27 protein-coding genes and 1 pseudogene are annotated in these 23,996 nt (G+C 66.3%); 17 read left to right on the plus strand and 11 right to left on the minus strand.

Features of this window, described 5'->3' with window-relative positions:
* Positions 1–114 precede the first annotated feature (114 nt).
* Both KBY65_RS11185 and arsS read right to left on the minus strand, forming a co-directional pair.
* Positions 115–339, minus strand: coding sequence for a hypothetical protein (locus KBY65_RS11185; protein WP_255001617.1), 225 nt, complete (start codon positions 337–339; stop codon positions 115–117).
* Between the two features lie 282 nt (positions 340–621).
* The gene (arsS, locus tag KBY65_RS11190) at positions 622–1,581 is read right to left on the minus strand and encodes an arsenosugar biosynthesis radical SAM (seleno)protein ArsS (protein WP_094559935.1); all 960 of its coding nucleotides are present in this window, start codon (positions 1,579–1,581) and stop codon (positions 622–624) included.
* A gap of 67 nt (positions 1,582–1,648) precedes the next feature.
* On the opposite strand from arsS, the gene KBY65_RS11195 reads away from it, so the two are divergent.
* The 4 genes from KBY65_RS11195 to KBY65_RS11210 all read left to right on the plus strand — a co-directional run bounded on the left by KBY65_RS11195 (position 1,649) and on the right by KBY65_RS11210 (position 5,189).
* A complete protein-coding gene (locus tag KBY65_RS11195) occupies positions 1,649–2,044 on the plus strand; it encodes a Hepatitis C virus core protein (RefSeq protein WP_198953849.1) in 396 nt (131 codons plus the stop codon).
* A gap of 102 nt (positions 2,045–2,146) precedes the next feature.
* On the plus strand, positions 2,147–4,330 hold the full coding sequence (locus tag KBY65_RS11200) for a glutamine synthetase III (RefSeq protein WP_255001618.1): 2,184 nt from the start codon (positions 2,147–2,149) through the stop codon (positions 4,328–4,330).
* A gap of 104 nt (positions 4,331–4,434) precedes the next feature.
* The gene (locus KBY65_RS11205) at positions 4,435–4,686 is read left to right on the plus strand and encodes a hypothetical protein (RefSeq protein WP_094559937.1); all 252 of its coding nucleotides are present in this window, start codon (positions 4,435–4,437) and stop codon (positions 4,684–4,686) included.
* A 35-nt stretch (positions 4,687–4,721) separates the two neighbouring features.
* Entirely contained in the window at positions 4,722–5,189 is a 468-nt protein-coding gene (locus tag KBY65_RS11210; protein ID WP_255001619.1) for an SgcJ/EcaC family oxidoreductase, read from the plus strand.
* Positions 5,190–5,218: 29 nt separating this feature from the next.
* Here the strand turns inward: KBY65_RS11210 and KBY65_RS11215 are convergent, their stop codons facing one another.
* From KBY65_RS11215 to KBY65_RS11230, 4 genes are read right to left on the minus strand one after another with little or no spacing between them, the layout of a single operon-like run.
* Positions 5,219–5,497: a DUF427 domain-containing protein gene (locus tag KBY65_RS11215; RefSeq protein ID WP_254988887.1), complete on the minus strand. Its 279-nt coding sequence runs from the start codon at positions 5,495–5,497 to the stop codon at positions 5,219–5,221.
* Between the two features lie 16 nt (positions 5,498–5,513).
* Positions 5,514–6,182, minus strand: a complete 669-nt coding sequence (locus tag KBY65_RS11220; protein ID WP_094559940.1) for a M23 family metallopeptidase — start codon at positions 6,180–6,182, stop codon at positions 5,514–5,516.
* 17 nt (positions 6,183–6,199) lie between these two features.
* The gene (locus tag KBY65_RS11225; protein WP_233128530.1) at positions 6,200–6,781 is read right to left on the minus strand and encodes a DUF2808 domain-containing protein; all 582 of its coding nucleotides are present in this window, start codon (positions 6,779–6,781) and stop codon (positions 6,200–6,202) included.
* Positions 6,782–6,788: 7 nt separating this feature from the next.
* Positions 6,789–8,066, minus strand: a complete 1,278-nt coding sequence (locus KBY65_RS11230) for a glutathione S-transferase family protein (RefSeq protein ID WP_409996642.1) — start codon at positions 8,064–8,066, stop codon at positions 6,789–6,791.
* 90 nt (positions 8,067–8,156) lie between these two features.
* Between KBY65_RS11230 and KBY65_RS11235 the strand changes: the two genes are divergently transcribed.
* A complete protein-coding gene (locus tag KBY65_RS11235) occupies positions 8,157–8,675 on the plus strand; it encodes a phycocyanin subunit beta (protein ID WP_255001622.1) in 519 nt (172 codons plus the stop codon).
* Between the two features lie 89 nt (positions 8,676–8,764).
* Here KBY65_RS11235 and KBY65_RS11240 read toward each other — a convergent pair whose 3' ends face one another.
* Positions 8,765–9,106 (minus strand): P-II family nitrogen regulator, encoded by a 342-nt coding sequence (locus tag KBY65_RS11240; protein WP_094559942.1) that lies wholly within the window; start codon positions 9,104–9,106, stop codon positions 8,765–8,767.
* A 307-nt stretch (positions 9,107–9,413) separates the two neighbouring features.
* On the opposite strand from KBY65_RS11240, the gene KBY65_RS11245 reads away from it, so the two are divergent.
* The 5 genes and pseudogenes from KBY65_RS11245 to KBY65_RS11265 all read left to right on the plus strand — a co-directional run.
* Positions 9,414–10,847 (plus strand): ammonium transporter, encoded by a 1,434-nt coding sequence (locus KBY65_RS11245; RefSeq protein WP_094559943.1) that lies wholly within the window; start codon positions 9,414–9,416, stop codon positions 10,845–10,847.
* Positions 10,848–10,938: 91 nt separating this feature from the next.
* Complete coding sequence (locus KBY65_RS11250) at positions 10,939–11,655, plus strand: DUF389 domain-containing protein (protein WP_233128531.1); 717 nt, start codon at positions 10,939–10,941, stop codon at positions 11,653–11,655.
* Complete coding sequence (locus KBY65_RS11255; RefSeq protein ID WP_233128532.1) at positions 11,652–11,852, plus strand: hypothetical protein; 201 nt, start codon at positions 11,652–11,654, stop codon at positions 11,850–11,852. Before KBY65_RS11250 ends, KBY65_RS11255 begins: the two co-directional genes overlap by 4 nt.
* Positions 11,853–11,869: 17 nt before the next feature.
* The gene (locus tag KBY65_RS11260; RefSeq protein WP_233128533.1) at positions 11,870–12,037 is read left to right on the plus strand and encodes a hypothetical protein; all 168 of its coding nucleotides are present in this window, start codon (positions 11,870–11,872) and stop codon (positions 12,035–12,037) included.
* 25 nt (positions 12,038–12,062) lie between these two features.
* A pseudogene (locus KBY65_RS11265) lies at positions 12,063–12,446 on the plus strand (pyridoxine 5'-phosphate oxidase C-terminal domain-containing protein); the annotation flags it as partial.
* On the opposite strand, the gene KBY65_RS11270 reads toward KBY65_RS11265, so the two are convergent.
* Positions 12,446–12,613, minus strand: a complete 168-nt coding sequence (locus KBY65_RS11270) for a hypothetical protein (protein ID WP_255001624.1) — start codon at positions 12,611–12,613, stop codon at positions 12,446–12,448. The pseudogene KBY65_RS11265 and the gene KBY65_RS11270 sit on opposite strands and share 1 nt — an antisense overlap.
* 185 nt (positions 12,614–12,798) lie before the next feature.
* Between KBY65_RS11270 and KBY65_RS11275 the strand changes: the two genes are divergently transcribed.
* The 6 genes from KBY65_RS11275 to gorA all read left to right on the plus strand — a co-directional run bounded on the left by KBY65_RS11275 (position 12,799) and on the right by gorA (position 19,620).
* Positions 12,799–13,326 carry a ferritin gene (locus KBY65_RS11275; protein ID WP_255001653.1) on the plus strand — a complete coding sequence of 176 codons (528 nt, stop codon included), beginning with the start codon at positions 12,799–12,801 and terminating at the stop codon, positions 13,324–13,326.
* An 88-nt stretch (positions 13,327–13,414) separates the two neighbouring features.
* Positions 13,415–15,670 (plus strand): catalase/peroxidase HPI, encoded by a 2,256-nt coding sequence (gene katG / locus KBY65_RS11280; protein WP_255001625.1) that lies wholly within the window; start codon positions 13,415–13,417, stop codon positions 15,668–15,670.
* Positions 15,671–15,712: 42 nt separating this feature from the next.
* Positions 15,713–16,831: a rhodanese-like domain-containing protein gene (locus KBY65_RS11285; protein WP_255001626.1), complete on the plus strand. Its 1,119-nt coding sequence runs from the start codon at positions 15,713–15,715 to the stop codon at positions 16,829–16,831.
* A 42-nt stretch (positions 16,832–16,873) separates the two neighbouring features.
* The gene (locus KBY65_RS11290) at positions 16,874–17,389 is read left to right on the plus strand and encodes a rhodanese-like domain-containing protein (protein ID WP_255001627.1); all 516 of its coding nucleotides are present in this window, start codon (positions 16,874–16,876) and stop codon (positions 17,387–17,389) included.
* Positions 17,389–18,207, plus strand: a complete 819-nt coding sequence (locus KBY65_RS11295) for a sulfite exporter TauE/SafE family protein (RefSeq protein WP_094559947.1) — start codon at positions 17,389–17,391, stop codon at positions 18,205–18,207. Before KBY65_RS11290 ends, KBY65_RS11295 begins: the two co-directional genes overlap by 1 nt.
* Before the next feature lie 48 nt (positions 18,208–18,255).
* A complete protein-coding gene (gene gorA / locus KBY65_RS11300; protein ID WP_255001628.1) occupies positions 18,256–19,620 on the plus strand; it encodes a glutathione-disulfide reductase in 1,365 nt (454 codons plus the stop codon).
* Positions 19,621–19,748: 128 nt separating this feature from the next.
* Here gorA and KBY65_RS11305 read toward each other — a convergent pair whose 3' ends face one another.
* Positions 19,749–20,243, minus strand: coding sequence for a CAAD domain-containing protein (locus KBY65_RS11305; RefSeq protein WP_254988788.1), 495 nt, complete (start codon positions 20,241–20,243; stop codon positions 19,749–19,751).
* A gap of 41 nt (positions 20,244–20,284) precedes the next feature.
* Positions 20,285–21,265, minus strand: coding sequence for a cysteine synthase A (gene cysK, locus KBY65_RS11310; RefSeq protein ID WP_094559950.1), 981 nt, complete (start codon positions 21,263–21,265; stop codon positions 20,285–20,287).
* A 163-nt stretch (positions 21,266–21,428) separates the two neighbouring features.
* On the opposite strand from cysK, the gene KBY65_RS11315 reads away from it, so the two are divergent.
* Entirely contained in the window at positions 21,429–23,120 is a 1,692-nt protein-coding gene (locus tag KBY65_RS11315) for a SulP family inorganic anion transporter (protein ID WP_254988789.1), read from the plus strand.
* Here the strand turns inward: KBY65_RS11315 and KBY65_RS11320 are convergent.
* Positions 23,117–23,794, minus strand: coding sequence for a Coq4 family protein (locus KBY65_RS11320; RefSeq protein WP_255001629.1), 678 nt, complete (start codon positions 23,792–23,794; stop codon positions 23,117–23,119). The two genes, KBY65_RS11315 and KBY65_RS11320, sit on opposite strands and share 4 nt — an antisense overlap.
* Between the last annotated feature and the right edge of the window lie 202 nt (positions 23,795–23,996).

Below are 23,996 nucleotides of genomic sequence, written 5' to 3' on the forward strand. Positions count from 1 at the left end.
GCTGCGCTACGGCGGCTACCGCTCAGTTCACGCGGGCCAGCAGGAACTGAGCCACGACATCAGGGGAATGCTCGCACTGGGAGGCGTGGTCATGAGCACGACATGAAATTACTTTTAGGCGGCCCTGCCCGCCGCCGCCAGTCGCCGCCACACGAGCCGGCCTCGGCGCTCAATGCGCAACTCCAGCAGCGGTTCAATCACCACCAGCTGGGGACTCGGCGTGGGCACCACACCCGCGGCATCCCCTTCCTCCACCGCTTCCACCCGGGGGGACACGACACAGACCGCCACCGGATCAACCGGGCGCTGCAGGGCATACCCCGGAGCGGCGAAAGCCACCCCCAGGAACGTCAGGAGCGCAAAGGGGATGGATCGTCTGATCAACCGAATCCGCCGAACGCCGTGCCGGAGCACAACAGCAGCACCCGCAGCCTGCATGAACGATCTGAATGAAATATCTGCATAACCGGGCAGAACTTCGCGAACCAGCAAGCCGGATTGGAATCAACCATAGGGAGCGATTGACGCAGCGACATCCCTGGCCGGACATTTGCAGAACGGCGCGCAGCATTTGCAGCGGAACGCAAAAAATGCCGTCTGACAGAAGCTGAGGGCGACGCCCTAAGGGCCCTGCAGGGCTCCGCCGCAGCTGGAGCCCCCACCGGCGGTGCAACCAAAACAATGGTCGGCCACCGCAATCGGATCGCCCTCGGGATCGCGCTCGAGCAGCTCCCGCAGATGCCGCCGGGGCTGCCCTAACTCCGCCGCAGGCAAACCGAGCTGCTGGTTGAAATCGCAATCGAACAGCCAACCCTGCCAATCAACGCTGATCAGGGAGCGGCACATGACCTGGGCGAGATGGTCGGGACGATGCTGGGCCTGCAGCAGGGCTCGGTAGGACTCCAGCTTTCCCTGGGCCTGGAGCCAGCTGGCAAACCGCTGAATCGGCATGTTGGCCAGGGCATAGAGGCTGTTGAACACCAGCCCGAAGTCGGCGGCGAGCACGCGTTTGTACTCCGCTTCCAACTGGGCCTGGGGAGGCGGCAGCGTCGGCCCCTGAGGGTTGTAAACGAGGTGCAGCTGCAGGCCACTGCCGGGCTGGCCGTAGCCAAGCCCGTTGAGCTGCTGCAGCGCCGCGATGCTGCGGGTAAACACACCGGAGCCCCGCTGGCGATCAACGTTGTCGGCGGAATAGCAGGGCAAAGAGGCCACCACCGTGACGCCCTGATTCGCCAGGAAGGGGGCCAGGTCGTGCTGGCCAGGTTCCGACAGGATCGTGAGGTTGCAGCGATCGATCACCTCCACCCCCAGCCGCCGGGCCGCCACCACCAACTCCCGAAACTGGGGATGGAGCTCGGGGGCCCCACCGGTGAGATCGAGGCAGGCCAGCCACCGGGCGGCCAGCACCGGCGGGATCAGGGCGACCGTGGCCGGATCCATCATTTCGGTGCGGGTCGGCCCCGCATTCACATGGCAGTGGCTGCAGGCCTGGTTGCAGCGGTAGCCCAGGTTCACCTGGAGGGTGGAGAGGGGGCCGCGCCAGAGCGACGGGAACGGACTGGAGAGCAGGGGCTGATGCATTCCTGAAGCGACCATCCTGCCGTCCTCCGATGACCGACCATGGTGGGTCGCTTGCCCCGAGTTTGCGATGTTGCAGCAGCCCCCACGCGGCTACGTGACCCTGGCCTGGCTGGGCCTGGTGGCCAACGCCCTGGCCATTCCCCTGGGCCTGGCGGTGATTTTGCTGGATCCCACCTGGCGGGTGACCAACATTGTGGTGGGTGCCAGCGCCGTGCTGCCCACCGCCGTGGTGGGGCTGGTGGCCTCGATCGCCCTGCTCAAGTGGCGCGCCTGGGGACAGATTCTGGCGATCGTGGCGCTGGCCATGGCCTTGGCTGTGGGCTTGCCCTACGGCATCGTGCGCCTGGTGCTGCTGAGTGAGGGACGGCCGCTGACGGCGCTGCTCTCCGCCCTGCTCTGGGCCGCGACCACGGCCGCACTGGTGTATTGGTGCCGACCCAGCATCCGGCGCTACCTGATCTGAGGCCGAGCACCGCAACGGGGTGATCGAAATTTTGGTAGCAACAGCTACACGGAAGGGCCGGGGCGCGGCAGTGTGATGAAGCCCATCCGAACGGCGCCTCCCATGCCCAGCCCCCAGCGCTTCGCCGCCCTGCAGCAGATTCAGCGGCGGCGTCCGGCGGCGACGGCACCAGCCGCCCCATTCGGGGAGCTGTGGGCGAGCGATGTGTTCACCCTCGAGACGATGAAGGAGGCGTTGCCCGGACGCATCTTCAAATCGATCCAGCGCACGATCCGCGAGGGCGGCAAGCTCGACCTGTCGCTGGCCAATGCCGTGGCCGACGCCATGAAGACCTGGGCCACCGGCCGTGGCGCCCTCTACTACGCCCACGTTTTCTATCCGCTCACCAACTCGACCGCCGAGAAGCACGACGGTTTCATCTCGCCCAAGAGCGATGGGCGGGTGATCACCGAATTCACGGGCAAGCTGCTGGTGCAGGGCGAGCCCGACGGCTCCTCCTTCCCCAACGGCGGCATCCGCTCCACCTTCGAGGCCCGCGGTTACACCGCCTGGGACATCACCAGCCCCGCTTACCTGATGCAGACCCCCAACGGGGTCACCCTCTGCATCCCCACGGTCTTCGTCTCCTGGACCGGTGAGGCCCTCGACAAGAAAACCCCTCTTCTCCGCTCCAACGCCGCCATGAATCGGCAGGCCCAGCGCCTGCTCCGCCTCCTCGGTGAAACCGATGTGGCCCCCGTCAACTCAAGCTGCGGCGCCGAGCAGGAGTACTTCCTCGTTGACAGCGCCTTCATCTCCCTCCGCCCCGACCTACTCCTCGCCGGACGCACCCTCTTTGGCGCTCCTCCCGCCAAAGGGCAGCAGTTTGACGACCACTACTTCGGCGCCATCCCCGAGCGGGTGCAGGTGTTCATGCAAGACGTGGAGCGCCAGCTCTACCGGCTCGGCGTTCCCGCCAAGACCCGCCACAACGAAGTGGCACCCGGACAGTTTGAAATCGCGCCTTTCCACGAGGCCGCCAACGTCGCCACCGACCACCAGCAGCTCACCATGACCGTGCTCAAGTCCACGGCCAAAAAGCACGGCTTCGCCTGCCTGCTGCACGAAAAGCCCTTCGCGGGAATCAACGGCTCGGGTAAGCACGTCAACTGGTCGATCGGCAACGCCACCCAGGGCAACCTGCTCGACCCGGGCCAAACGCCCCACGACAACCTGCAGTTCCTGCTGTTCTGCGCCGCCGTGATCCGCGGCGTCCACAGCTACGGGCCGCTGCTGCGGGCCGTGATCGCCACCGCCGGCAACGACCACCGTCTTGGTGCCAACGAAGCACCGCCGGCGATCATCTCGATGTACCTGGGCAGCCAGCTCGAGGATGTGTTCAACCAGATCCGCGAGGGCAACCTGCAGAGTTCCGCCAAGGGCGGCGTGATGACCCTGGGGGTGGACACCCTGCCGGAATTCACCAAAGACCCCGGCGATCGCAACCGCACCTCACCCTTTGCTTTCACAGGCAACCGCTTTGAATTCCGCGCCGTTGGCTCCAACCAATCGGTAGCCGGGCCCCTAGTGACGATGAACACGGTGCTGGCCGATTCGATCGGCTGGATTGCCGATCGGCTGCAGAGCCAGCTCGACAGCGGCACCGCCCTAGGCGAAGCGGCCTTCAACGTGCTCCAGCAGGTGATGCGCGAGCACGGCGCCGTGGTGTTTGGCGGCGATGGCTACTCCAGCGAATGGCATCGCTTGGCTGTTGAAGAGCGTGGCCTGGAAAACCTGCGCACCTGCGCCGATGCCTTGCCCGTGCTGCAACGGCAGGAGGTGCGGGAGCTGTTCGAGCGCCAGGGGGTGCTGAGCCCGGTGGAACTGGAGAGCCGCTTCGAGGTGTACAGCGAGCAGTATGTGCTCGCCATCGAAGTGGAGGCCAAGCTGGCCCTGCAGATCGCTCGCACCCAGATATATCCAGCGGCTGTGCGCTACCTCGGCGAGCTGGGCCAGGCGCTGCAGGAGCAGCAGGCGATGGGTCTGCATCCCAATCTCAAGCTTCGCAACCAGCTGGGCGAGCTGCTCGAGCAGCTCAACAACGGCTGCGATGCGCTCGAAGAGGCGCTCAGCGGCGGCAGTCACGGCGAGGGGGCTGACCACACCGAAGCCCACATGCGCCACTGCGCCGACACCCTGATGCCCCTGATCGGCGCCCTGCGTTCGGCGGTGGATGGCCTCGAAGGCCTGGTCGACGACGACCTCTGGCCGCTGCCCAGCTACCGGGAAATGCTGTTCGTGCGCTGAGGGGCCCGCCGCGCATGGCGCCCGACACCGAAAGATGTTGTGAAGGTGACAGTTCCGATCTGTCACACAGACCATGATGCAAGCAAGGATTAGTGCAGACAGACATGGCATCACCGCAAACCCAGACCGTGCGACCCCCCTTCGCCAGCCACGTGCGGCACTACCGTCTCGTCGACCGCCAGGGGGCGCCCCATCCGGTGCTGGACGATCTCTACGAATCGCTCGATGCGGCCTGGAGCGAGGCGATGGGCTGGTGGCAGGAGCACTGCGGTGGCAACCAGGAGCCCTGCGAGATCGGCGTGGAGGTGAGCACGGCCAGTGGCAACTGGCGCACCTTGCGCTTTCCAGGCTGCTGAGCTCACTGGCGCGCCAGCTCCGGTCGGTCCTGCTGGTGCTGGTGCTGGTGCTGATGCTGCCAGTGCTCGCCCTGACGCTGGAGGCTCCGGCAGCCCAGGCGCTCCAGCTGGCGCCCATTCAGGCCTGCAGCCCGCTCAACGAGCGGCAGGTGGAAGGCTGGTTTGACCTGTGGAACGACGCCCTTGCCAGCGGTGATCCGGCCCAGGTCGCCCAGCTCTACGACCGCCACGCCCTGCTACTGCCCACCCTGTCGGCGCAGCTTCGCGACACGCCCGAAGCCATCACCGCCTATTTCGCCACCTTTCTGGCTCGCCATCCCAGCGGCACGGTGACTCACCGTCAGATCGAGCTGGGCTGCAACCTGGCCGTGGATGAGGGCACCTACCGCTTCGCCCTGCACGACCCCGAGGCCCAGGTCGACGCCCGCTACACCTTCGTCTACGGGAGGCGAGAGGGGGAGTGGCGGATCCTGCACCACCACTCCTCCCTGGTGCCCAGCTGATCTGCTGCAAAACCGACCAGCGGAATGGATCAGTTCACCTGCACGCCCTTCCAGAAGGCCACCCGGCCGCGGATGTTGGCGGCGGCCTCCTTGGGCTCGGGATAAAACCAAACGGCATTGGCGTTCACCTGGCCATCCACCACCAGGTCGTAGTAGTGGGCCGTGCCCTTCCAGCCACACACCGAGGTGTGGGAGGAGGGGCGGATGCAGCTGGGGTCGAGGGCGTCGGCAGGGAAATAGGCGTTGCCATCCACGCTGACGATGTCGTCGCTGCGGGCAATCACCCGACCGTTCCACTGGGCTTGCATGGGGCTTGGGGCGCAATCAAGGGTTGATTGTGGCAAGCGCCGGCGGCGGGGCTGGAGGTGGCAGCAGGAGCGGCAGGTGCGGCGTGGGATCCAGGGCCAGCAACTCCGCGCCCTGACGGCGCAGTTCGAAGTGCAGGTGGGGGCCCGTGGCCGAGCCGGTCATGCCCACCGTGCCCAGGGGATGCCCCTGCTCAAGCCAGGCGCCGCTGAGCACCGTGGCTTCATGCAGGTGGGCATACAGCGTCTGCCAACCCTCGCCATGGTCGAGCAGCACAGTGGTGCCGTAGCCACTGATCGACTCCACCAGCAGCACCCGTCCGGCCCGGGAGGCGAGCACTGCCGTGCCCTGCCGGGCCGCCAGATCAATGCCGGTATGCAACCGCCACGCCGAGCGGCGTTCCGAGTAGCGCCAGCCCCAGGGGTCCAGGCTTTCGGCCGGCTGGGCCAAGGGATAGGCCAGGGGCGGCGGCGCGGGATCCGGATCTGATGCCCGCAATGCACCCAGGGCCACCGAGCCGACCGATCCAGGGAGCCGCACATCCGGCACTGAAGCGTGGCGCGGCAGCTCCTGGGGCATCGGCAGCAGCAGCGCCTGAGGCTCCGCGCTCTGAGCCCGCAGCGATGACTGGCCAGCCACCGCGGCCAGAAGCAGCGGCAACAGCACGGGCCAGCTCCGGTGGGTCATGGCTCAGGGGATCGGGCTCAGCGCCAATCGGGGTCGTAGATCCGCAGGGTGCCAAATCCCACCGGCGCTGGCGAGGGGTTGGGGCCAGCGGGGTAGGCCGTCACCTGAAACATGTAGGTGTCCGAGAAGGCTGGGTTGTTCCAGGGTTTGAGCACCACCGTGAGCGTGGCCCCGGGCGGAACGGGCTCAGGGAAGCTGAGGGTGAAGCGGCGCGCAGCGCTGTCGAACTGGGCCTGCACCGGCACGCGGGGGCCCTGCTGACGCGGCCGGCCCAGGAACGCGGAGGTGCGATCCACAAAGAACGGAAAGCGGGTGTCGACGCCGCGGGTCTGCTGAATCGTTAGGCCGCCGAGGGCTGCCCCCGCCTCCGGATCAAGCGTGATCGTGAAGTAGTACTCCGCACGGGTCTGCCAGATGGTGGTGTAGTAGCTCACCAGGTCCACCTTCCAGGGGGCCTTGGTGAAGTAGGTGGCACCCTGGAGTTCCAGAGCCCGCGCGGCGGGGATCACGCCCGGCCCCAGGAGCGGAGCCCCGGCAACGCAGCTGGCCAGGGCCCAGCCGAGCGCAACGGCGACACGTCGAAGACGGGGCACAGGCACCAGGGCTTTAGGCGGCTGGGAAAACGCTAGAGGCGGCCTGCAGAAATGGCTGGGGGTCCTGGTCGCGGCGATGGGCCACCGGAATGGGCGGGCCCTGGGCGGTGCCGTCCTCGGGATCGAGGCCGGCGGTGGCCTCCAGGGCCTGACGGAGGCGCCGGGCCGCATGCAGGGGCATATCCCGCGGCACGCTGATGCGATCGCGCAAGTAGCGCAGGGCGGCCGCACTCCCCGCCGGCGGCACCAGGCTCTCGCCACAGCTTTGCGTATCGCCCCGGATCAGGGCCGTAAGGGCGGTGCGCAGGGGCTGGTCGAATCCGGCCGCTCCCAGCAGGGGGCTGCGCGCCAGGATCGCTTGCCGATGTTTGAGCACCCGAGCGAGGGCCACCACCGCCGCATCGGCAGGTTCGCCATGGCTGGTTTCAGGATCGTGTGCATCGATCGGCCAGGGGCCCTGGTCAATGCGGGCGGCCAGATCGCGCTGAGCTGGCGTGCCACTGGCGTAGCAGCCGCCCATCTGGGGCGGCAGGTCGTGGGCGTGAGTGTGGAAATCGCTTTGGGTGCCGAGGTAGGTGGAGCGCTGCTCCAGCGCTGCAAACCAGCGATCAATGGCCGGATGCTCCTGCCGCAGCAGAAAGCCCTTGTAGTAGGCCAGGCTGGCCGCCATCCGCTCCACGTAGGGCACGAACACCAGATCAGCTGTGCTCAGCTCACCCAGCAAAAACGGGCCGGAGTGTTGGTCGAGCGCCTGCTCAAATCCAGCAGCAATGCGCTGAAAGGCCGCCTGGGCCGAGGCCTCCTGCTGCGGACGGAGGCCAGGACTGCACAGCCACTGGCACCAGGCGCGAAACAACACGCGTTCGAGCTGACGCAGGGGCAGCACTGCGGGGTCGGCCATGCCCGGGCCCAGGCTGCCGAAGGCTGCTTCGAAGGCCTCAAGAATGCGGTCGCTCTCGGTGATCAGTCGGCCATCGATCGCCAGAGCAGGCAACATGCCGGAAGGCACCAGCTGTCGAAACCAGGCCTCCTTCTCGCCGTAGCAAAACATGGTGACCTTGCGGATCCGGTAGGGAATCCGCTTTTCCTCCAGCCACAGCCACACCTTCTGGCAGTAGGGGCACCAGGCGTGGTGGTCGCGGAACAAGGTGACCCGCACCGCCTGCTCCGGCTGGCCAAACAGACGCAGGCCGGCCTGGGCGCTGGTGGGACCGTTGACGGGATCGGCTGGGGGCGCCGCCAGACGTTCGAGCTCGTGCCAGCTCAGCTCTGCGTTCGCCATCGGCGCCATCCCCATCCCTGCAGCAGCCTCGTTTCTAGTGGCTCGCGGCACCAGAGGGGCATTCCCTAGGGCAAATCGACTTCTCGACGATGCAATTCGATGTTCGACGCCTTCACCAAGGTTGTTGCCCAGGCTGATGCCCGTGGCGAATTCATCAATGCCGGTCAGATCGACGCCCTTGCCGCCATGGTTGCCGAGAGCAACAAGCGCATGGACACGGTGAACCGCATCACCTCCAACGCTTCCGCCATCGTCACCAACGCGGCGCGCGATCTCTTCGATCAGCAGCCCGCCCTGATCGCACCCGGTGGCAACGCCTACACCCATCGCCGCATGGCTGCTTGCCTGCGGGACATGGAGATCATCCTTCGCTACGTCACCTACGCCATCTTCACCGGCGACGCTTCCGTGCTGGAAGACCGCTGCCTGAACGGCCTGCGTGAGACCTACCTCGCCCTCGGCGTGCCCGGTGCTTCCGTGGCAGAAGGCGTGCGCAAGATGAAGGACGCCGCTATCTCGATCGCCAACGATCGCAAAGGCATCACCCCCGGCGACTGCTCCGCCCTCATGAGCGAAGTTGGCACCTACTTCGACCGCGCTGCTGCTGCAGTCGGCTGATTGGCTCCAGCCAGCTAATCGAAGCCAGCCAGCCGAGCTCACTTGAGCCCGGTTGGCTGGTTTTTTGATGGCAGCCTGGCCAGGCTCAATCAATCCAGGGTGACGTCGCCGGTTTCGCCCGTGCGGATGCGGATCGAGGCCTCAACCGGCATGACAATGATCTTGCCATCGCCCACTTCGCCGGTTTGGGCGGTCGATTTGATCGCCTCAATCATCCCAGCCATGGCTGCGTCGGTGACAACCGTGGTGATCATGACCTTGGGCAGCAATCTGGCCTCCACCTTCACGCCGCGATAGACCTCGGTGTGCCCCATCTGCTTGCCGAAACCCTGAACGGAGGTGACGGTCATGCCATTGATGCCGAGACTCACCAGCGCATCCTTGACGGCGTCAAGCTTTTCGGGGCGGATGATGGCTTGAATCTGTTTCACGCGATACCAATGCTGATCTTCTCCTGTCTAGCCACGACCCGACCGCAGTTCTGTAGCAACCGCAGCTGAGCGGTGGCCCTGGCTCGGTGGCGAAACACTCCAAAACAAATCCCCCGGTGGCGCCACTCACGGCAGCAGCAGCCGGGGGATCAAATCACTGAGAGCAATGCCTTGGCGGGGCGCTGCTGGGAGCGGGAGCTCGATTTGGTATCAAAACAAACACCTCATCCCCCTGGGAGCGCGCATCCTTTATTGCGAAGGGATTTCGACGATCCCCAACCTGAGCAGCCGTCCCTCTGATCTGCCCATGACCAATTCTTCCATTCCTCCAAGGCGCAAGCGCCTGCAAGAGGCGAGTCTGTATGAAGCTCCGATGATGCTCCTGCGCAGCTTGCGCGGTTTGGCCTCCGGCAGCTCCCTGGTTTGGCTTGCCTGTGTGCCCCTGGCCCTGTTTGGCCTGGGTGTGTTCAATCTCTCGGCCCATGCCGCCGAGCTGCCTGAGCTCACACCGGCCTTCCTGGCCAACAACATGTTTATTTTCATCTGTGCGGTCCTGGTGATCTTCATGAACGCCGGCTTCGCCATGGTGGAGGCGGGCATGTGTCGTCAGAAGAACGCCGTCAACATCCTGCTGAAGAACCTGATCGTGTTTGCCTTGGCCGCCTCGGCCTACTGGCTGATCGGCTATTCCCTGATGTATGGCGATTCGCTGGTGGATGGATGGCTCTACTTCAAAGGGCTGTTCTTCGACCCCAGCGTTACCGCTGAGATGGTGACCGAGGCCTCCCTCGTTCCCACGGTTGATTTCTTCTTCCAGGTGGCCTTCGCCGCCACAGCCGCCACCATCGTTTCCGGCTTGGTGGCCGAGCGCATCAAGTTTGGCGAGTTCGTGATCTTCTCTCTGGTGCTGGTGGGCTTCCTCTACCCCATCTCCGGCTCCTGGCAGTGGAACGGTGGCTGGTTGAGCGAGCTCGGCTTCATCGACTTCGCTGGCTCCTCGATCGTGCACTCCTTCGGTGCCTGGGCAGGAGTTGTGGGCGCCATGTTGCTCGGCCCCCGCATCGGCAAGTTCATTGACGGCAAAACCCAGGCACTTCCTGGCCACAACATGGCCATTGCCACTCTGGGTTGTCTGATCCTTTGGATCGGCTGGTATGGCTTCAACCCCGGCTCCGTGCTGGCCATGGATGAAACCGTGCCCTACGTGGCTGTCACCACCACCCTCGGTGCCGCTGGTGGCGCCATCTCCGGCACCGTGATCTCCCAGATCCGTGGCGGCAAGCCCGACCTCACCATGACCATCAACGGCATCCTGGCTGGTTTGGTGAGCGTGACGGCCGGTTGTGACGGCTTCTCGATGGCCGGCTCCTGGATAGCTGGCTTCATCGGTGGCGGTCTGGTGGTGTTCTCGGTAGCCCTGCTCGATTCCCTCAAGATCGACGATCCGGTTGGTGCCTTCTCTGTGCACGGCACCTGCGGCATCTGGGGCACCCTGGCAGTAGGCATCTTCAACATGGATGCAGGCCTGTTCTACGGCCACGGCTTCACCCAGCTGGGCTACCAGATCGTGGGTGTGCTGGCCTACGGGATCTTCGCGGTGGTGACGTCCTGGATCGTCTGGTCCATCATCGGCGCCCTGTTCGGTGGCATTCGTGTTCCCGACAAGGAAGAGATCGAAGGTCTCGACATCGGCGAGCACGGCATGGAGGCCTATCCAGACTTCGCTGCCACGGCCAAGTGAATGTCGCTCCATTGACGACCCTCATTGCGTTCTGAGCCCACGCAAGTGCTCATCCTCCTGCCCGCGGTCCGCCGCGGGCTTTTTTGTTGGCATGCGGCTCGACCTGGTGCCCGAGGCCAACCCTGCCTACGGTCCAGTCGGTCGTGCACCCCAATCTCGCCACCATCTCGCCATGGTCGACAGCCTCACCCTCGACGAGCTGAGCAGGGAATTCGAGGCTGATGCCCCGCTGGATGGCGACTTCCTGGTGCTGACCCTCGCGGCGGCGCTGATCTCCAGCCTGGGCCTGCTGGCCAACAGTGCCGCCGTGGTGATCGGGGCGATGGTGATTGCTCCCTGGATCCTGCCCCTGCGGGCCATGGCGTTTTGGATGTTGCAAGGGCGGCTGGCCTTGGCGGGCAAAGCTCTCCTGACCCTCAGCATCGGCATCGGACTCACGGCCCTGCTCTCCGCCATGGTGGGCTTTGGGGTGGGCATGCCGCTGTTGGGCGACGAGGTGACGACCCGCACCTCCCCCAACCTGCTCGATCTGGGCATTGCCCTGGTGGCCGGTGCTGCAGCGATCTACGCCAAGGTGCGCAGCCGAGCCGTGTCCTCGCTGGTGGGCACCGCCATCGCCGTGGCCCTGGTGCCACCGGTGTGCGTGCTGGGACTGCTGGTTTCAGCCGGCGAATGGGAAGGCGCACGGGGTGCTGGACTGCTCTTCGCCACCAACCTGCTGGGCATCCTCAACGGCGCCTTGATGATGCTGGCCATCGGTCAACCCCAGCTGCGACGAGTCTGTGGCGCAGTCGGATGGGCTGGGTGAGTTTGCTGTTCACGGCTCTGCTGGTGCTCCCGTTGAGCAGCAGTTTTGTGCAACTAATGCGCCAATCCCAGCTGCAGCTCGAGCAGCAGCGGATTGAACGGGCCATCGCCAAAAGCCTGCAGACCGAGACCCTCACCATCGGCCGCGATTCCCAGTTGGTGGGCGTCAGCATCGACTGGAAAAAACGCCACCGCTGATCCGGGCATCCGTGCGGGTGAGCCAACCCAACCTGCCGACCCCGGCCCAGGTGGCGGCAGTGCAGAACTTCATCAACAGGCAACAACCCAATCGCTACAAACTGGTGGTGCAGCGCAGCGCCATCGACATCGTTGGCCCTGAGCTCGAGCCGATCCCAGTCCAACCCAGCCCAACCAAGCCCTGATCGGCCTCATACCAGCCGTGATCCCCTGCCTGCTGGCGCTGCTGGGAATCGAACACCGCGGCGCAGCGATCTCTGCAGCGACCCGGTGGAGCTGGTCGAGCCCAACGCCATGGTGCTGGGCACAACCGATGGCCTCTGCCCCAGCAGCCGCACCTTGGTGCTGAAGGCCTTCGATCAGCGGGGCTTTGTGTTTTTCACCAACTACTGCAGCCGTCTGGGGGCCTCGGTGTCGCAGCAGAGTTCGGCGATTCGCTCCCGGGCGATCCTGGAGCAGCAGTGGGAGGAGCTGACGCGCCGCTTTGCTGGCACGGAGGTGCCCCTCCCGGTTGGCTGGGGAGGATTTCGCGTGCAGCCACAGGAGACGGAATTTTGGCAGGGCCGGGAACATCGCCTGCACGATCGCTTCCGCTAGCGCCGGGCTAACGCAGACGCCGGAGAGGGCGAGGGTGCAGCTGAATGGATCATCGAGCGCGTGGCGCCCTGAAGCGCAGCCGCTGGGATGGCGAGCTGCTGCTCACTCCAGTGGGCCAGCAACGCCGCCAGCAGGGTTGAACGATCGCCGCGAAAACGAAGCATGGGAGCCCGAACGAAAGGCAGCCTCGATGCTGACTCCACCAGCCCGAGCGCCCTGCTGCTCTCGCCACCACCTCGCGCAACCAATGGCACAAAAGCCCGTTCCCACCCGCCAGGGGCAAGCGCTGGTGCTACACCGTGACCAGCCCCTGGCCACACCCCACCAGCCACGCGAGCAGCTGTTGCCCATGAAAGAACTGACCAGCGCCATCAACCACCACCTTGCGGCGGAATTTCAGGCCAGCCACAGCTACCTGGCCATGTCGATCTGGCTGCGGGAGAAGGACCTGGCTGGGTTTTCGGCCTACATGCTCGAAAAGAGCAATGAGGAGCGCGGCCATGCCGCCCGGATGATCGCCTACCTGGTGGACAGCGACGAGCAGGTGGAACTGCCCACCATCGACGCTCCCGAACGCAGCTGGCCCTCGGTGCAGCAGCTGTTCGATCAGGTGTACGACATGGAGAAGGGGGTGACGGCCTCGATCAATTGTCTCTACTCGCTCGCCGAAAAGCTGGGCGAGCGCAGCGCCACCGCCATGCTCGATTGGTTTGTGGCCGAGCAGCTCAAAGAGGAAGCGGAGGCTCGCTTTGTGTGCAAGCGGTTGCGGCTGGCTGGCGACAACAGCGCTGCCCTGCTCCTGCTCGACCAGCAGTTTCTCGAAGGCAATGCCCTGGCCCACGTCAAGGGCGGCCTCAGCGGAGCCAATGGGGCCTGAGCAGAGCCGCTAAGGACTGTGACCCTCGTCAGACGCCCCTGAGCGCGCTCCCTACGTTTCGAGCAGCGGGATGAGGCAGGCAAGCACCATGACCGAACTCGGCAAGTGCCCTTTCAACCACGGCGGAGCAGCGGTGGCGGGCCGCGGCCCCACGCCGCGCGACTGGTGGCCCCAGCAGCTCAACCTCGGGATCCTGCACCAGCACAGCCCGGCCGCCAATCCGCTTGGGGAGGCGTTCGACTACACCGCAGCCTTCCAACAGCTCGACTACGCCGGCCTCAAGCGCGACCTGATCGCGCTGATGACCGACTCCCAGGACTGGTGGCCCGCCGACTGGGGCCACTACGGCGGCCTGTTCATCCGCATGGCCTGGCACAGCGCCGGTACCTACCGCACCGCCGATGGCCGCGGCGGCGGCGGCACCGGCAACCAGCGCTTCGCGCCGATCAACAGCTGGCCCGACAACGGCAACCTCGACAAGGCCCGCCGGCTGCTCTGGCCGATCAAGCAGACCTACGGCAACCAGATCTCCTGGGCCGACCTGATGATCCTGGCCGGCAACGTCGCCCTGGAATCGATGGGTTTCCAGACCTTCGGCTTTGGCGGCGGCCGCGCCGACATCTGGCAACCCGAAGAAGACATCTACTGGGGCAACGAGACCACCTGGCTCGGCGATGCGCGCTACAGCGGCGATCGCCAGCTGGAGAACCCGCTTGCGGCGGTGCAGATGGGCCTGATCTACGTGAACCCCGAGGGCCCCAATGGCGTGCCCGACCCGGTGGCCTCAGGCCGCGACGTGCGCGAGACCTTCCTCCGCATGGCGATGAATGACGCGGAGACCGTGGCCCTCACCGCCGGCGGCCACACCTTCGGCAAGGCCCACGGCGCCGGCAGCGCCGAGCTGCTGGGCCCTGCTCCCGAGGGGGCACCGCTGGAGGAGATGGGCCTGGGCTGGCGCAGCCGCCACGGCAGCGGTGTGGGGGCCGACGCCACCACCAGCGGGATCGAGGGCGCCTGGAAACCCAACCCCAACCGCTGGGACATGGGCTACTTCGACATGCTGTTCGGCTACGAGTGGGAGCTGATCAAGAGCCCGGCCGGCGCCTGGCAGTGGCAGGCCAAAGACTGCCGCGAGGAGCACCTGATCCCCGACGCCCACATCCCCGGACTCAAGCACCCGCCGATGATGACCACGGCGGATCTGTCGCTGCGCTTCGATCCGATCTACGCGCCGATCTCGCGCCACTTCCACCAGCACCCCGAGGCCTTCGCCGATGCCTTCGCCCGGGCCTGGTTCAAGCTCACCCACCGCGACATGGGGCCCAAGTGCCTCTACCTCGGCCCCGAGGTGCCCGAGGAAGACCTGATCTGGCAAGACCCGATCCCGGCGGTGGATCACCCCTTGGTGGATGAAGCCGCCATCGCCGATCTCAAGGTGCGCGTGCGGGCGTCGGGGCTAAGCACCGCTGAGTTGGTGAGCACCGCCTGGGCTTCGGCCTCCAGCTTCCGCGGCTCCGACAAGCGCGGCGGCGCCAACGGCGCCCGGGTGCGCCTGGCCCCGCAGAACAGCTGGGCCGTGAACCAGCCCGAGCAGCTGCAACGGGTGCTGGCCGTGCTCGAGGGCATCCAGCAGGCGTTCAACGCCTCCCGCTCAGGTGGGGTGCGCGTGTCGGTGGCAGATCTGATCGTGCTGGCGGGTGGCGTGGGCGTGGAGCAGGCGGCCGCCGCCGCGGGCATGCCGGTGGAGGTGCCGTTCACGCCGGGCCGGATGGATGCCAGCCAGGAGCAAACGGATGCGGCCTCGTTTGCGGTGATGGAGCCCCAGGCCGATGGCTTCCGCAACTGGCAGAAGGCTCCGATGAGCGTGACCGCCGAGCACCTGCTGCTGGACCGGGCCCAACTGCTGGGCCTGAGCGCCCCGGAGATGACCGTGCTGGTGGGCGGCCTGCGGGTGCTGGGTGCCAACAGCGGTGGCGTGCGCCATGGCGTGTTCACCGAGCGGCCGGGGGTGCTGAGCAACGACTTCTTCGTAAACCTGCTCGACATGGCCACCACCTGGACGCCCACCGACGACAGCGGTGAGCTGTTTGAGGGGCGCGACCGCCAGAGCGGGGCGCTGCGCTGGAGCGGCACCCGGGTGGATCTGGTGTTCGGCTCCAACTCGCAACTGCGTACCATCGCTGAGGTGTATGCCCAGAGCGATGGCGCCGGCCGCCTGGTGTGCGACTTCGTGGCCGCCTGGGTGAAGGTGATGGAGGCCGATCGCTTCGACCTCCAGGGCCGAACCCAAGCAGAGCGCAGGGAGAAGCCAGACATCAATCCGCGAAACCGAGAATTACTTTAACGCCTTTATGCGGCTATAGTCATTCTATTGCCGTGGATCCCAATGGCTGTCGCCTCTGCGCCCATCTCCCTGGCCGCCGCCGCCGGGGGCAGCGCGCTGCTGTTCCGCCAGCTCTTTGATGCCGACACCGGCACCTTCACCTACCTGCTGGTCGACGTGCCCAGCGGCGAGGCGGTGCTGATCGATTCGGTGTTCGAGCAACAGCACCGCGACCTCTCCCTGATCCGTGAACTGGGCATCACCCTGGTGGCGTCGATCGACACCCACGCCCATGCCGACCACGTCACCGGCAGCTGGCTGATGCACCAGGCCACAGGCTGCGCCATCGGCCTGGCCGCGGCCGTCCGTGCCGAAAACGTCACGCTGCCGCTGGCCCATGGCGATCGCATCCGCTTCGGCGGACGGCACCTGGAGGTGCGCAGCACCCCCGGCCACACCGATGGCTGCCTCAGCTTCGTGCTGGACAACCACGCCATGGCCTTCAGCGGCGATGCCCTGCTGGTGCGCGGCTGCGGCCGCTGCGACTTCCAGCAGGGCAACGCCCACACCCTGTGGCGCTCCATCACCGAGCAGATCCTGTCGCTGCCGGAGGCCTGCCTGCTCTATCCCGCCCACGACTACACCGGCCGCAGCGTCACCTCCGTCGTGGAAGAAAAGGCGTTCAACGCCCGCCTCGGCGGCACCGCCACCGAGCGGGATTTCGTGGGCCACATGGAGAACATGAAACTGCCCCACCCCCACAAGATCGCCGAAGCCCTGCCCGGCAACATGCGATCCGGCAAGCCGCGCGACCAAGCCGCTCCCGAAACCTGGGCACCCCTGCAGCGCAGCTATGCCGGTCTGCCGGAACTCAGCCCAGACTGGCTGGCCGATCACAGCGGCGGCGTGACCGTGGTGGACGTGCGCTCAAGCGAGGAGTTCAACGGCCCCGATGGCCGCATTCCCGGCAGCGTGCTGTTGCCGCTGCCCGACCTGGACAACCGCAACCACGAGCTGCCCGCGGATCGCCCCGTGGTGCTGGTGTGCCATTCCGGCAGCCGCTCAGCCCTCGCCACCCAGCAGCTGCTCAAGGCCGGCCGCCAGCAGGTGGCCAACCTCCGCGGTGGCATCAGCCGCTGGGAGGCCGACGGCTATCCGATCGAACGCCTGGCCAGCAACTGAATCGTCTCCCTCTGCTCCGTTCCCTCCTCCGCCTTGCAAACCATGAGCCCCAGCATCAGCGCCCACGATCTGGCCGAACAGCACCACTCCCAGCGCGTTGCCGTGATCGATGTGCGTGAGCCGATGGAATACGCCAGCGGCCACATCGCCGGCAGCCTCAACGTGCCCCTCGCACGCCTGCACCTGGCCAACCTGCCCCAGGGCCCGCTGGTGCTGGTGTGCCAGAGCGGCCAGCGCAGCAGCAAAGGTGTGCAAAACCTCCTGCAGCAGGGCTATTCCCACCCCGTCAACGACCTGGCGGGCGGCCTGCCCAGTTGGCAGCAGGCAGGCCTGCCGGTGCGCGCACTCAAGAATGCCCCCCTGCCATTGATGCGTCAGGTGCAGATCGCCGCCGGCTCGCTCGTGCTGCTGGGCCTGATCCTCAGCAACACCGTGGCCCCCGCCTGGATCCTGCTCAGCTGGTTTGTCGGGGCGGGACTGGTGTTTGCCGGCGTGAGTGGCTTCTGCGGCATGGCGCGCCTGCTGGCGGTGATGCCCTGGAACAAAGTGGACCTGTAATGGATCCCTCCAGCCTCGCCCTGTTGGCAAGCGGTGGTGTTCTGATTGGCTTTCTGCTCTCGGTGCTCGGTGCCGGTGGCTCGATCCTGCTGCTGCCCTTGCTGGTGAGCGGCGCGGCCCTGCCCACCCGGGAGGCCGTTCCCCTCTCGCTGCTGGTGGTGATGCTGCTGGCCCTGGCCAACCTGGGGCCTTACTTGCGCCGCGGCCAGTTCGCCCCCCGTCCAGCCCTGATCCTCGGCCTGCCGGCCCTGGCGGGCAGCTGGGTCGGCGGCAGCTGGGTGAAAGCGGGCCTCATTCCCGAGCCAGTGCAGCTGGCCATTTTCGCCCTCGCCGCCCTGGTGGCCGCCTGGCTGCTCAGCCGCCGCACCCTTGTGGCCAACGCCGATGGCATCCGGCGCACCCAGCCAGTGGCCCTGGCCATTCAAGGGGTGCTGGTGGGGCTGCTCACCGGCATCGCCGGCGTGGGCGGTGGCTTTGCCATCGTGCCGGCCCTGGTGTTGCTGGCGGGCCTGCCGATGGCCCTGGCCAGCGGCACCAGCCTGCTGCTGATCGCCGTGAATGCCCTGGTGGCGTTGGCGGCCCTGGGCCACTGGCCCACCGCCAGCCTGCCGCTGATGGCTCCCCTGTTGGTGGGCGGCGCCGTTGGGGCCGTGGTGGGCCAGCGGCTAGCTCCCCAGCTCAGCGACCGCCTCCTGCGCCAGGGCTTCGCGCTGATGCTGCTCGGCACGGCTGCCCTCACCGGCGCCGAGGCCTGGCGGCGCCATCACCTGCCCACCGAAGCCGCCATCACCTGGCCCTCCTCCCCCCATCAGCCGTAGCACCCCATTCGCCATTCTGTTTTCCTGAATTCCCCACGCCCTCCAGCCATGAGCGACCACTTCGATCTGATCGTGCTTGGCGCCGGCTCCGGTGGCCTGGCCGCCGCCAAGCGGGCCGCCAGCTACGGCGCCCGGGTAGCGATCGTGGAGGGCGATCGGGTGGGCGGCACCTGCGTGATCCGCGGCTGCGTGCCCAAGAAGCTGCTGGTGTACGGCTCGTCCTACCGGCACCTGCTGGCCGATGCCACCAGCTACGGCTGGGAGGTGGGCGACGTGCGCCTCGACGCGTCCCGTTTGCTCGCCAACGTGCGCACCGAGGTGGATCGGCTCAACACCCTGCACATCGGTTTTCTGGAGAAAGCCGGGGTGGAGCTGGTGCGGGGCTGGGGTCGCTTCAGCAGCGCCACCAGCGTGGTGGTGACGGGCGCCGACGGGAATGAGCGCGAGCTCCAGGGCCAGCGGATCCTGATCGCCGTGGGCGGCCGGCCCCAGCGCCCCGAGATCCCCGGCGCAGAGCTGGGCTGGCTCAGCGACGACATGTTTGAGCTGGAGAGCCTGCCCGAGCGGGTGGTGGTGGTGGGTGCTGGCTTCATTGCCTGCGAATTCGCCGGCATCCTCAATGGCCTGGGCGTGCAGGTGACCCAGCTGGTGCGCGGCGATCACCTGTTGCGCGGCTTCGATCGCGAGGCCAGCGAGGCGGTGCGCGCCGGCATGGAAGCAGACGGCATCGAAATCCGCTTCGCCCATTCGCCGGCGGCGATCACCGGCCAGTGCGCCCCCGGCGAGCTCAGCGTTACTACCCAGAGCGGCGAATCGATCGCCTGCGGCGGCGTGCTGCTGGCCACCGGCCGCAAGCCCTTCCTCAAGGGCCTCAACCTCGAGGCCGCCGGGGTGGCCGTGGAGGGCAGCCGCATCCCGGTGAATGCCGATCAACGCACCAACGTGCCGAGCATCTATGCAGTGGGCGATGTGACCGACCGCATCAACCTGACCCCGGTGGCCGTCGATGAGGGCCGCGCCTTCGCCGACACGGAGTTTGGCCACAAGCCCCGCCAGGTGGACCACAGCCTGGTGGCCTGCGCGGTGTTTTCCCAGCCGGAGCTCGCCAGCGTGGGGCTCACCGAGGAGCAGGCGATCGCCCGCTGCGGAGCCGATGGGATCAAGCTGCACCGGGCCCGCTTCAGGCCGATGAGCCAGGCCCTGCCGGCCCGGGATCCCAAGGTGCTGCTCAAGCTGATCGTGGACACCGCCACCAACAAGGTGCTCGGCTGCCACATGGTGGGTGAGCACGCCGCCGAGATCATCCAGATGGCGGCGATCGCCATCGGCATGGGCGCCACCAAAGCCGACTTCGACCGCACCATGGCCCTGCACCCCTCGGTGGCCGAGGAGTTCGTGACGATGCCGAATTGAACAGCCTGCCGAATTGAACAGCCTGCCGAATTGAACAGCCTGCCGAATTGAACAGCCTGCCCAACTAGTTGCCAAACCAGATGCCGATCAAGCAGCCAACCGGCGCTTGCACAGCTCGTCTGCAACCCTCACCCCAGCAAATCCTTGCGGAGTTTGCGGATCCGATCCAGCAGCTCCGCTCGCCGTTGTTGCTTGAAGGCGTTGTGGGCCAGGCTGTTCAGCAGAGTCACCAGCCCCACCAGCTCCAGCAGCCCGCCCACCAGGGGGATCTCGTTGATGGCCCCAAGGGTGGCGCCGGTGAGCTTCAGGGCAATGCCAGCCAGCACCGCCAGAGCAAGGATCTGCAGAGCCGGCACCAGATCGGCCAGCGACTGAAGCGGGGTGGCACCAAGCTTCTGCAGCAACTGGTTGAGAAACTGCAACGGCAGACCCAGCACCGCGCTGGCTCCCGACTCGGCGTTGGTGGGGTCGGATGGGACAGGCTCAGTTGTGGCCAGCGGCGCCGCCGTGGCCACTGGAATGTCCAGCGTCGGGGGCTCCGTGGCCGGTTCAGGCTCGAGGCTGATCTCTGGGTTGATCGGCAGAGCCTCTGGGTTGATCGCCTGAACCTCTGCGTCTGCCAAGGCACCAACCAGCACAGGCCAGAGTTGTTATAAAGCGGGCTTCAGCCGGCGGCCAGCCCCTTCTCGTCGAAGACGCCTTCAAACAGCACCGAACTGAGATAGCGCTCGCCGGAATCGGGCAGCACCACAACGATCGTCTTGCCGGCGTAGGCATCCTCCCGGGCCAGACGCAGGGCAGCGGTGGTAGCCGCGCCGCAGGAGATGCCGGCCAGGATGCCCTCCTCCTTCATCAACCGGCGGGCCATGGCCACCGCCTCCTCGTCGGTCACCGTCTCCACCCGGTCCACCAGATCGAGCTCGAGGTTGGCGGGCACAAACCCGGCACCGATGCCCTGAATCTTGTGGGGACCGGGCTTGAGCTCCTGGCCTGCCTTCGCCTGGGAAATCACCGGACTGTTGGTGGGCTCCACCGCCACCGACACCAACGGCTTGCCCAGGGTGCCCTTGATGTAGCGACTCACGCCGGTGATCGTGCCGCCGGTGCCGACGCCCGCCACCAGCACATCCACCTTCCCTTCGGTATCGGTCCAGATCTCTGGGCCGGTGGTGTCGTGGTGAATCTGGGGATTGGCCGGATTGGAAAACTGCTGCAGCAGCACGTAGCGGTCGGGATCGGATGCCGCCATCTCCTTGGCGGTGCCGATGGCACCGGGCATGCCCATGCGTCCCTCGGTGAGCACCAAGTGGGCGCCGTAGGCGGTGAGCAGCTTGCGGCGCTCCAGGCTCATGGTTTCCGGCATGGTGAGGGTGAGAGGAATGCCCTTAGCCGCCGCCACGAAGGCCAGGGCAATGCCCGTGTTGCCGCTGGTGGGCTCCACCAACTCCTTGCCAGGGCCCAGCAGTCCCTCCTGTTCCGCCCGCCAGATCATGGCGGCACCAATGCGGCACTTCACCGAGAAGGCGGGGTTGCGGCCCTCGATCTTGGCCAGCACCCGGGCCTGACAACCCTCAGTCACCCGATTGAGCTGCACCAAGGGGGTTTTGCCGATGGTGAGGCTGTTGTCGGCGTAGATGCTGGTCATCCGATCAGGGCGGCCGTTCTTTGCCCGCAGCCTAGGAATGCCGGCGTCCCAGACACCCCCAACCCAAGTGGATTGTGAAGAGCCAGCGGCAACACGGCCCCAAAGGCACCAACCCGCCGGCTGTGATTCCTAAGGTTCCCGCCACCTCTTGCATGGTTCGGCGATGGCAACCACGTCGGCGCCCCCTCGGCGCACGGCCCTGCTGAATCACATCAGCACCAACAACATCAAGGGAGATCTCTTCGGAGGCGTCACCGCCGCGGTGATCGCCCTGCCCATGGCCCTCGCCTTCGGGGTGGCCTCCGGTGCCGGTGCCGCCTCAGGCCTGTGGGGCGCTGTGTTGGTGGGCCTGTTTGCTGCTTTGTTTGGCGGCACGCCATCACTGATCTCCGAGCCCACCGGGCCGATGACCGTGGTGATGACCGCCGTGATCGCCAGCTTCACCGCCCGCGATCCCGAGAACGGTCTGGCCATCGCTTTCACCGTGGTGATGCTGGCGGGTGTATTCCAGATCGCCTTCGGCCTGCTGAAGCTGGGCCGCTACATCACCCAGATGCCTTACACGGTGATCTCGGGCTTCATGAGCGGCATCGGCATCATCCTGATCATCCTGCAGCTGGGCCCCTTCCTCGGTCATGCCATCCCCAAAGGCGGTGTGATCGGCACCCTCAATGCCCTGCCGCAGCTCATTCAGACCGCCCGTTTGCCTGAAGTGGTGCTGGCGCTGATCACCCTGGCCATCCTCTGGTTCACCCCAGCGGCGCTCAAGAAAATCGCCCCGCCCCAGCTGATTGCACTGGTGGCCGGCACGCTGCTTTCGCTCACCCTGCTGCAGGGCGACATCGCCTCCGGCGGTGAAGGTGTTCGCCGAATCGGCGCAATCGCCTCGGGTTTCCCCCAGCTGCGCATGCCCTACATGGAGCTGGGCCTGGCCAGCAAGATGCTGATTGATGCCGCCGTGCTGGGCATGCTCGGCTGCATCGACGCCCTGCTCACCGCCGTGATCGCCGACAGCGTCACCCGCACCGAGCACAACTCCAACAAAGAACTCATCGGCCAGGGCCTCGGCAACCTCGCCTCCGGACTGTTTGGTGGCCTTCCCGGTGCCGGCGCCACCATGGGCACCGTGGTGAACATCCAGGCCGGCGGCCGCAGCGCCCTCTCGGGCATCAGCCGGGCCTTGATTCTGATGGTGGTGATCCTTGCTTTCACGGGCGTTGCCGCCCAGATCCCCCAGGCGGTGCTCGCCGGCATCGCCCTCAAGGTGGGTGTCGACATCGTCGACTGGGGCTTCCTCAAGCGCGCCCACCGGATCTCGATGAAGGGGGCGTTGATCATGTATTTGGTGATCGCCCTCACCGTGCTGGTGGATCTGATCGCCGCCGTTGGCATCGGCGTGTTCATCGCCAACATCCTCACCATCGACAAGATGAACGCCCTGCAGAGCAAGAGCGTTAAGTCGATCAGCACCGGCGACGGCGAACTCGATATCTCCGACGATGAAAAGGCCCTGCTGGATCAAGGCAAGGGTCAGGTGCTGTTGTTCCAGCTCAACGGCGCCATGCTCTTCGGCGTAGCCAAGGCCATCGCGCGGGAGCACAACGCCATCACCAGCTGCCAAACGGTGATCTTCGATCTGGGTGAGGTGTCACACCTGGGGGTGACCGCCGCCCTGGCCCTGGAAAATGCGGTGGAAGAAGCGGTGGAGAAAGGCCGTTCGGTCTACGTCGTGGGGGCCTGCGACGTGACCCGCCGCCGCCTCGAGAAGCTCAAGATGTTTGAACTGCTGCCCGCCGACCACACGGAGATCAGCCGCCGCGAAGCCCTGGAGCGCGCCGTTTCCGCTCTGAACTAACCCAGGCCGTAGGGCTCGGTATCGGCGGGTTCGCGGATGCCGAGCTGCTCACGCCACGCGCTGACGGGGCGATCCCAGCCCTCCTCCCAGCGGGCGGCCACTAGGCACTGGGCCTGATGCCCGATCGCCATGCCATGGGCCACCGCCTGGCTCAGTTCTTCAAAGCGCCCCATCTGGAAGCGGAAGCTGGCCAGCTGCCCGGCGGTGGTAAGCAACACGTAGGCGGGAAAGCCGATCTGGGCGGCGGTGATCGCCAGCACACCGCTCTCGCCAGCGGGCATGGTGCCAAAGCCACTCACCACGTGATGGATGTCGTGGGTGGTGGCGACCCGCTGGGTGAGCCACTGGGCCTCGGTGGTGGTGGGCCGGGGCCGGAAGAATTCCGGGTCGTAGTTGAGCTGGCGGATCAACTCGGCATAGCTGCGGCCCAGGCTGCCCTCGGGCAGCTGGATCAACCTGTCGATGTCCGGCTGGAGCGGGGGGTAGCGCTGATCGAGCATCGCTGCGCCCCCTGGCACGGCCCGGAAGCGGCGAACCGAATCCAGCATCTGGGGACTGTCGATCATGTTGTCGACCAGATCCGCCACCGAGCTCAGATCACCGCCGCTGCGACCGATCGCCCCCAGCAATTTGAGATTGTTGGCCGCCCGCAGCAGCTCCCCAAACCGTGACATCCAGCCAGACCCAACTCCATCCAGGATGACGTGCCCCTAAGGGCCTGATAGCTTTTGGCCATGAGCAGTCCGCCATAGACGCCGAGCATCACCTCGCCGCGGAAACTCTGCCGCCGGCCCAGCTGAGGCGTCAGGCCTGACACATCACTCCGTCACTTTGACTGGGCCGGGATCGGTGTATTCAGTAGTGCGTCCACAGCTG

This window comes from Cyanobium sp. Alchichica 3B3-8F6 (assembly GCF_024346435.1).
In the GTDB taxonomy this organism is placed as follows: Bacteria; Cyanobacteriota; Cyanobacteriia; order PCC-6307; family Cyanobiaceae; genus Cyanobium_A.

Bases quoted from the DNA above. Each gene is read 5' to 3' on its own strand.
- KBY65_RS11285 (WP_255001626.1), top strand. From the start codon at position 15,713: ATGGCTGTCGCCTCTGCGCCCATCTCCCTGGCCGCCGCCGCCGGGGGC.
- KBY65_RS11205 (WP_094559937.1), top strand. From the start codon at position 4,435: ATGGCATCACCGCAAACCCAGACCGTGCGACCCCCCTTCGCCAGCCAC.
- KBY65_RS11295 (WP_094559947.1), top strand. From the start codon at position 17,389: ATGGATCCCTCCAGCCTCGCCCTGTTGGCAAGCGGTGGTGTTCTGATT.
- KBY65_RS11200 (WP_255001618.1), top strand. From the start codon at position 2,147: ATGCCCAGCCCCCAGCGCTTCGCCGCCCTGCAGCAGATTCAGCGGCGG.
- KBY65_RS11215 (WP_254988887.1), bottom strand. From the start codon at position 5,497: ATGCAAGCCCAGTGGAACGGTCGGGTGATTGCCCGCAGCGACGACATC.
- KBY65_RS11315 (WP_254988789.1), top strand. From the start codon at position 21,429: ATGGCAACCACGTCGGCGCCCCCTCGGCGCACGGCCCTGCTGAATCAC.
- KBY65_RS11230 (WP_409996642.1), bottom strand. From the start codon at position 8,066: ATGGCGCCGATGGCGAACGCAGAGCTGAGCTGGCACGAGCTCGAACGT.
- KBY65_RS11245 (WP_094559943.1), top strand. From the start codon at position 9,414: ATGACCAATTCTTCCATTCCTCCAAGGCGCAAGCGCCTGCAAGAGGCG.
- KBY65_RS11220 (WP_094559940.1), bottom strand. From the start codon at position 6,182: ATGACCCACCGGAGCTGGCCCGTGCTGTTGCCGCTGCTTCTGGCCGCG.
- gorA (WP_255001628.1), top strand. From the start codon at position 18,256: ATGAGCGACCACTTCGATCTGATCGTGCTTGGCGCCGGCTCCGGTGGC.
- cysK (WP_094559950.1), bottom strand. From the start codon at position 21,265: ATGACCAGCATCTACGCCGACAACAGCCTCACCATCGGCAAAACCCCC.
- katG (WP_255001625.1), top strand. From the start codon at position 13,415: ATGACCGAACTCGGCAAGTGCCCTTTCAACCACGGCGGAGCAGCGGTG.
- KBY65_RS11250 (WP_233128531.1), top strand. From the start codon at position 10,939: ATGCGGCTCGACCTGGTGCCCGAGGCCAACCCTGCCTACGGTCCAGTC.
- arsS (WP_094559935.1), bottom strand. From the start codon at position 1,581: ATGCATCAGCCCCTGCTCTCCAGTCCGTTCCCGTCGCTCTGGCGCGGC.
- KBY65_RS11275 (WP_255001653.1), top strand. From the start codon at position 12,799: ATGAAAGAACTGACCAGCGCCATCAACCACCACCTTGCGGCGGAATTT.
- KBY65_RS11270 (WP_255001624.1), bottom strand. From the start codon at position 12,613: ATGCTTCGTTTTCGCGGCGATCGTTCAACCCTGCTGGCGGCGTTGCTG.
- KBY65_RS11320 (WP_255001629.1), bottom strand. From the start codon at position 23,794: ATGTCACGGTTTGGGGAGCTGCTGCGGGCGGCCAACAATCTCAAATTG.
- KBY65_RS11290 (WP_255001627.1), top strand. From the start codon at position 16,874: ATGAGCCCCAGCATCAGCGCCCACGATCTGGCCGAACAGCACCACTCC.
- KBY65_RS11235 (WP_255001622.1), top strand. From the start codon at position 8,157: ATGTTCGACGCCTTCACCAAGGTTGTTGCCCAGGCTGATGCCCGTGGC.
- KBY65_RS11195 (WP_198953849.1), top strand. From the start codon at position 1,649: ATGTTGCAGCAGCCCCCACGCGGCTACGTGACCCTGGCCTGGCTGGGC.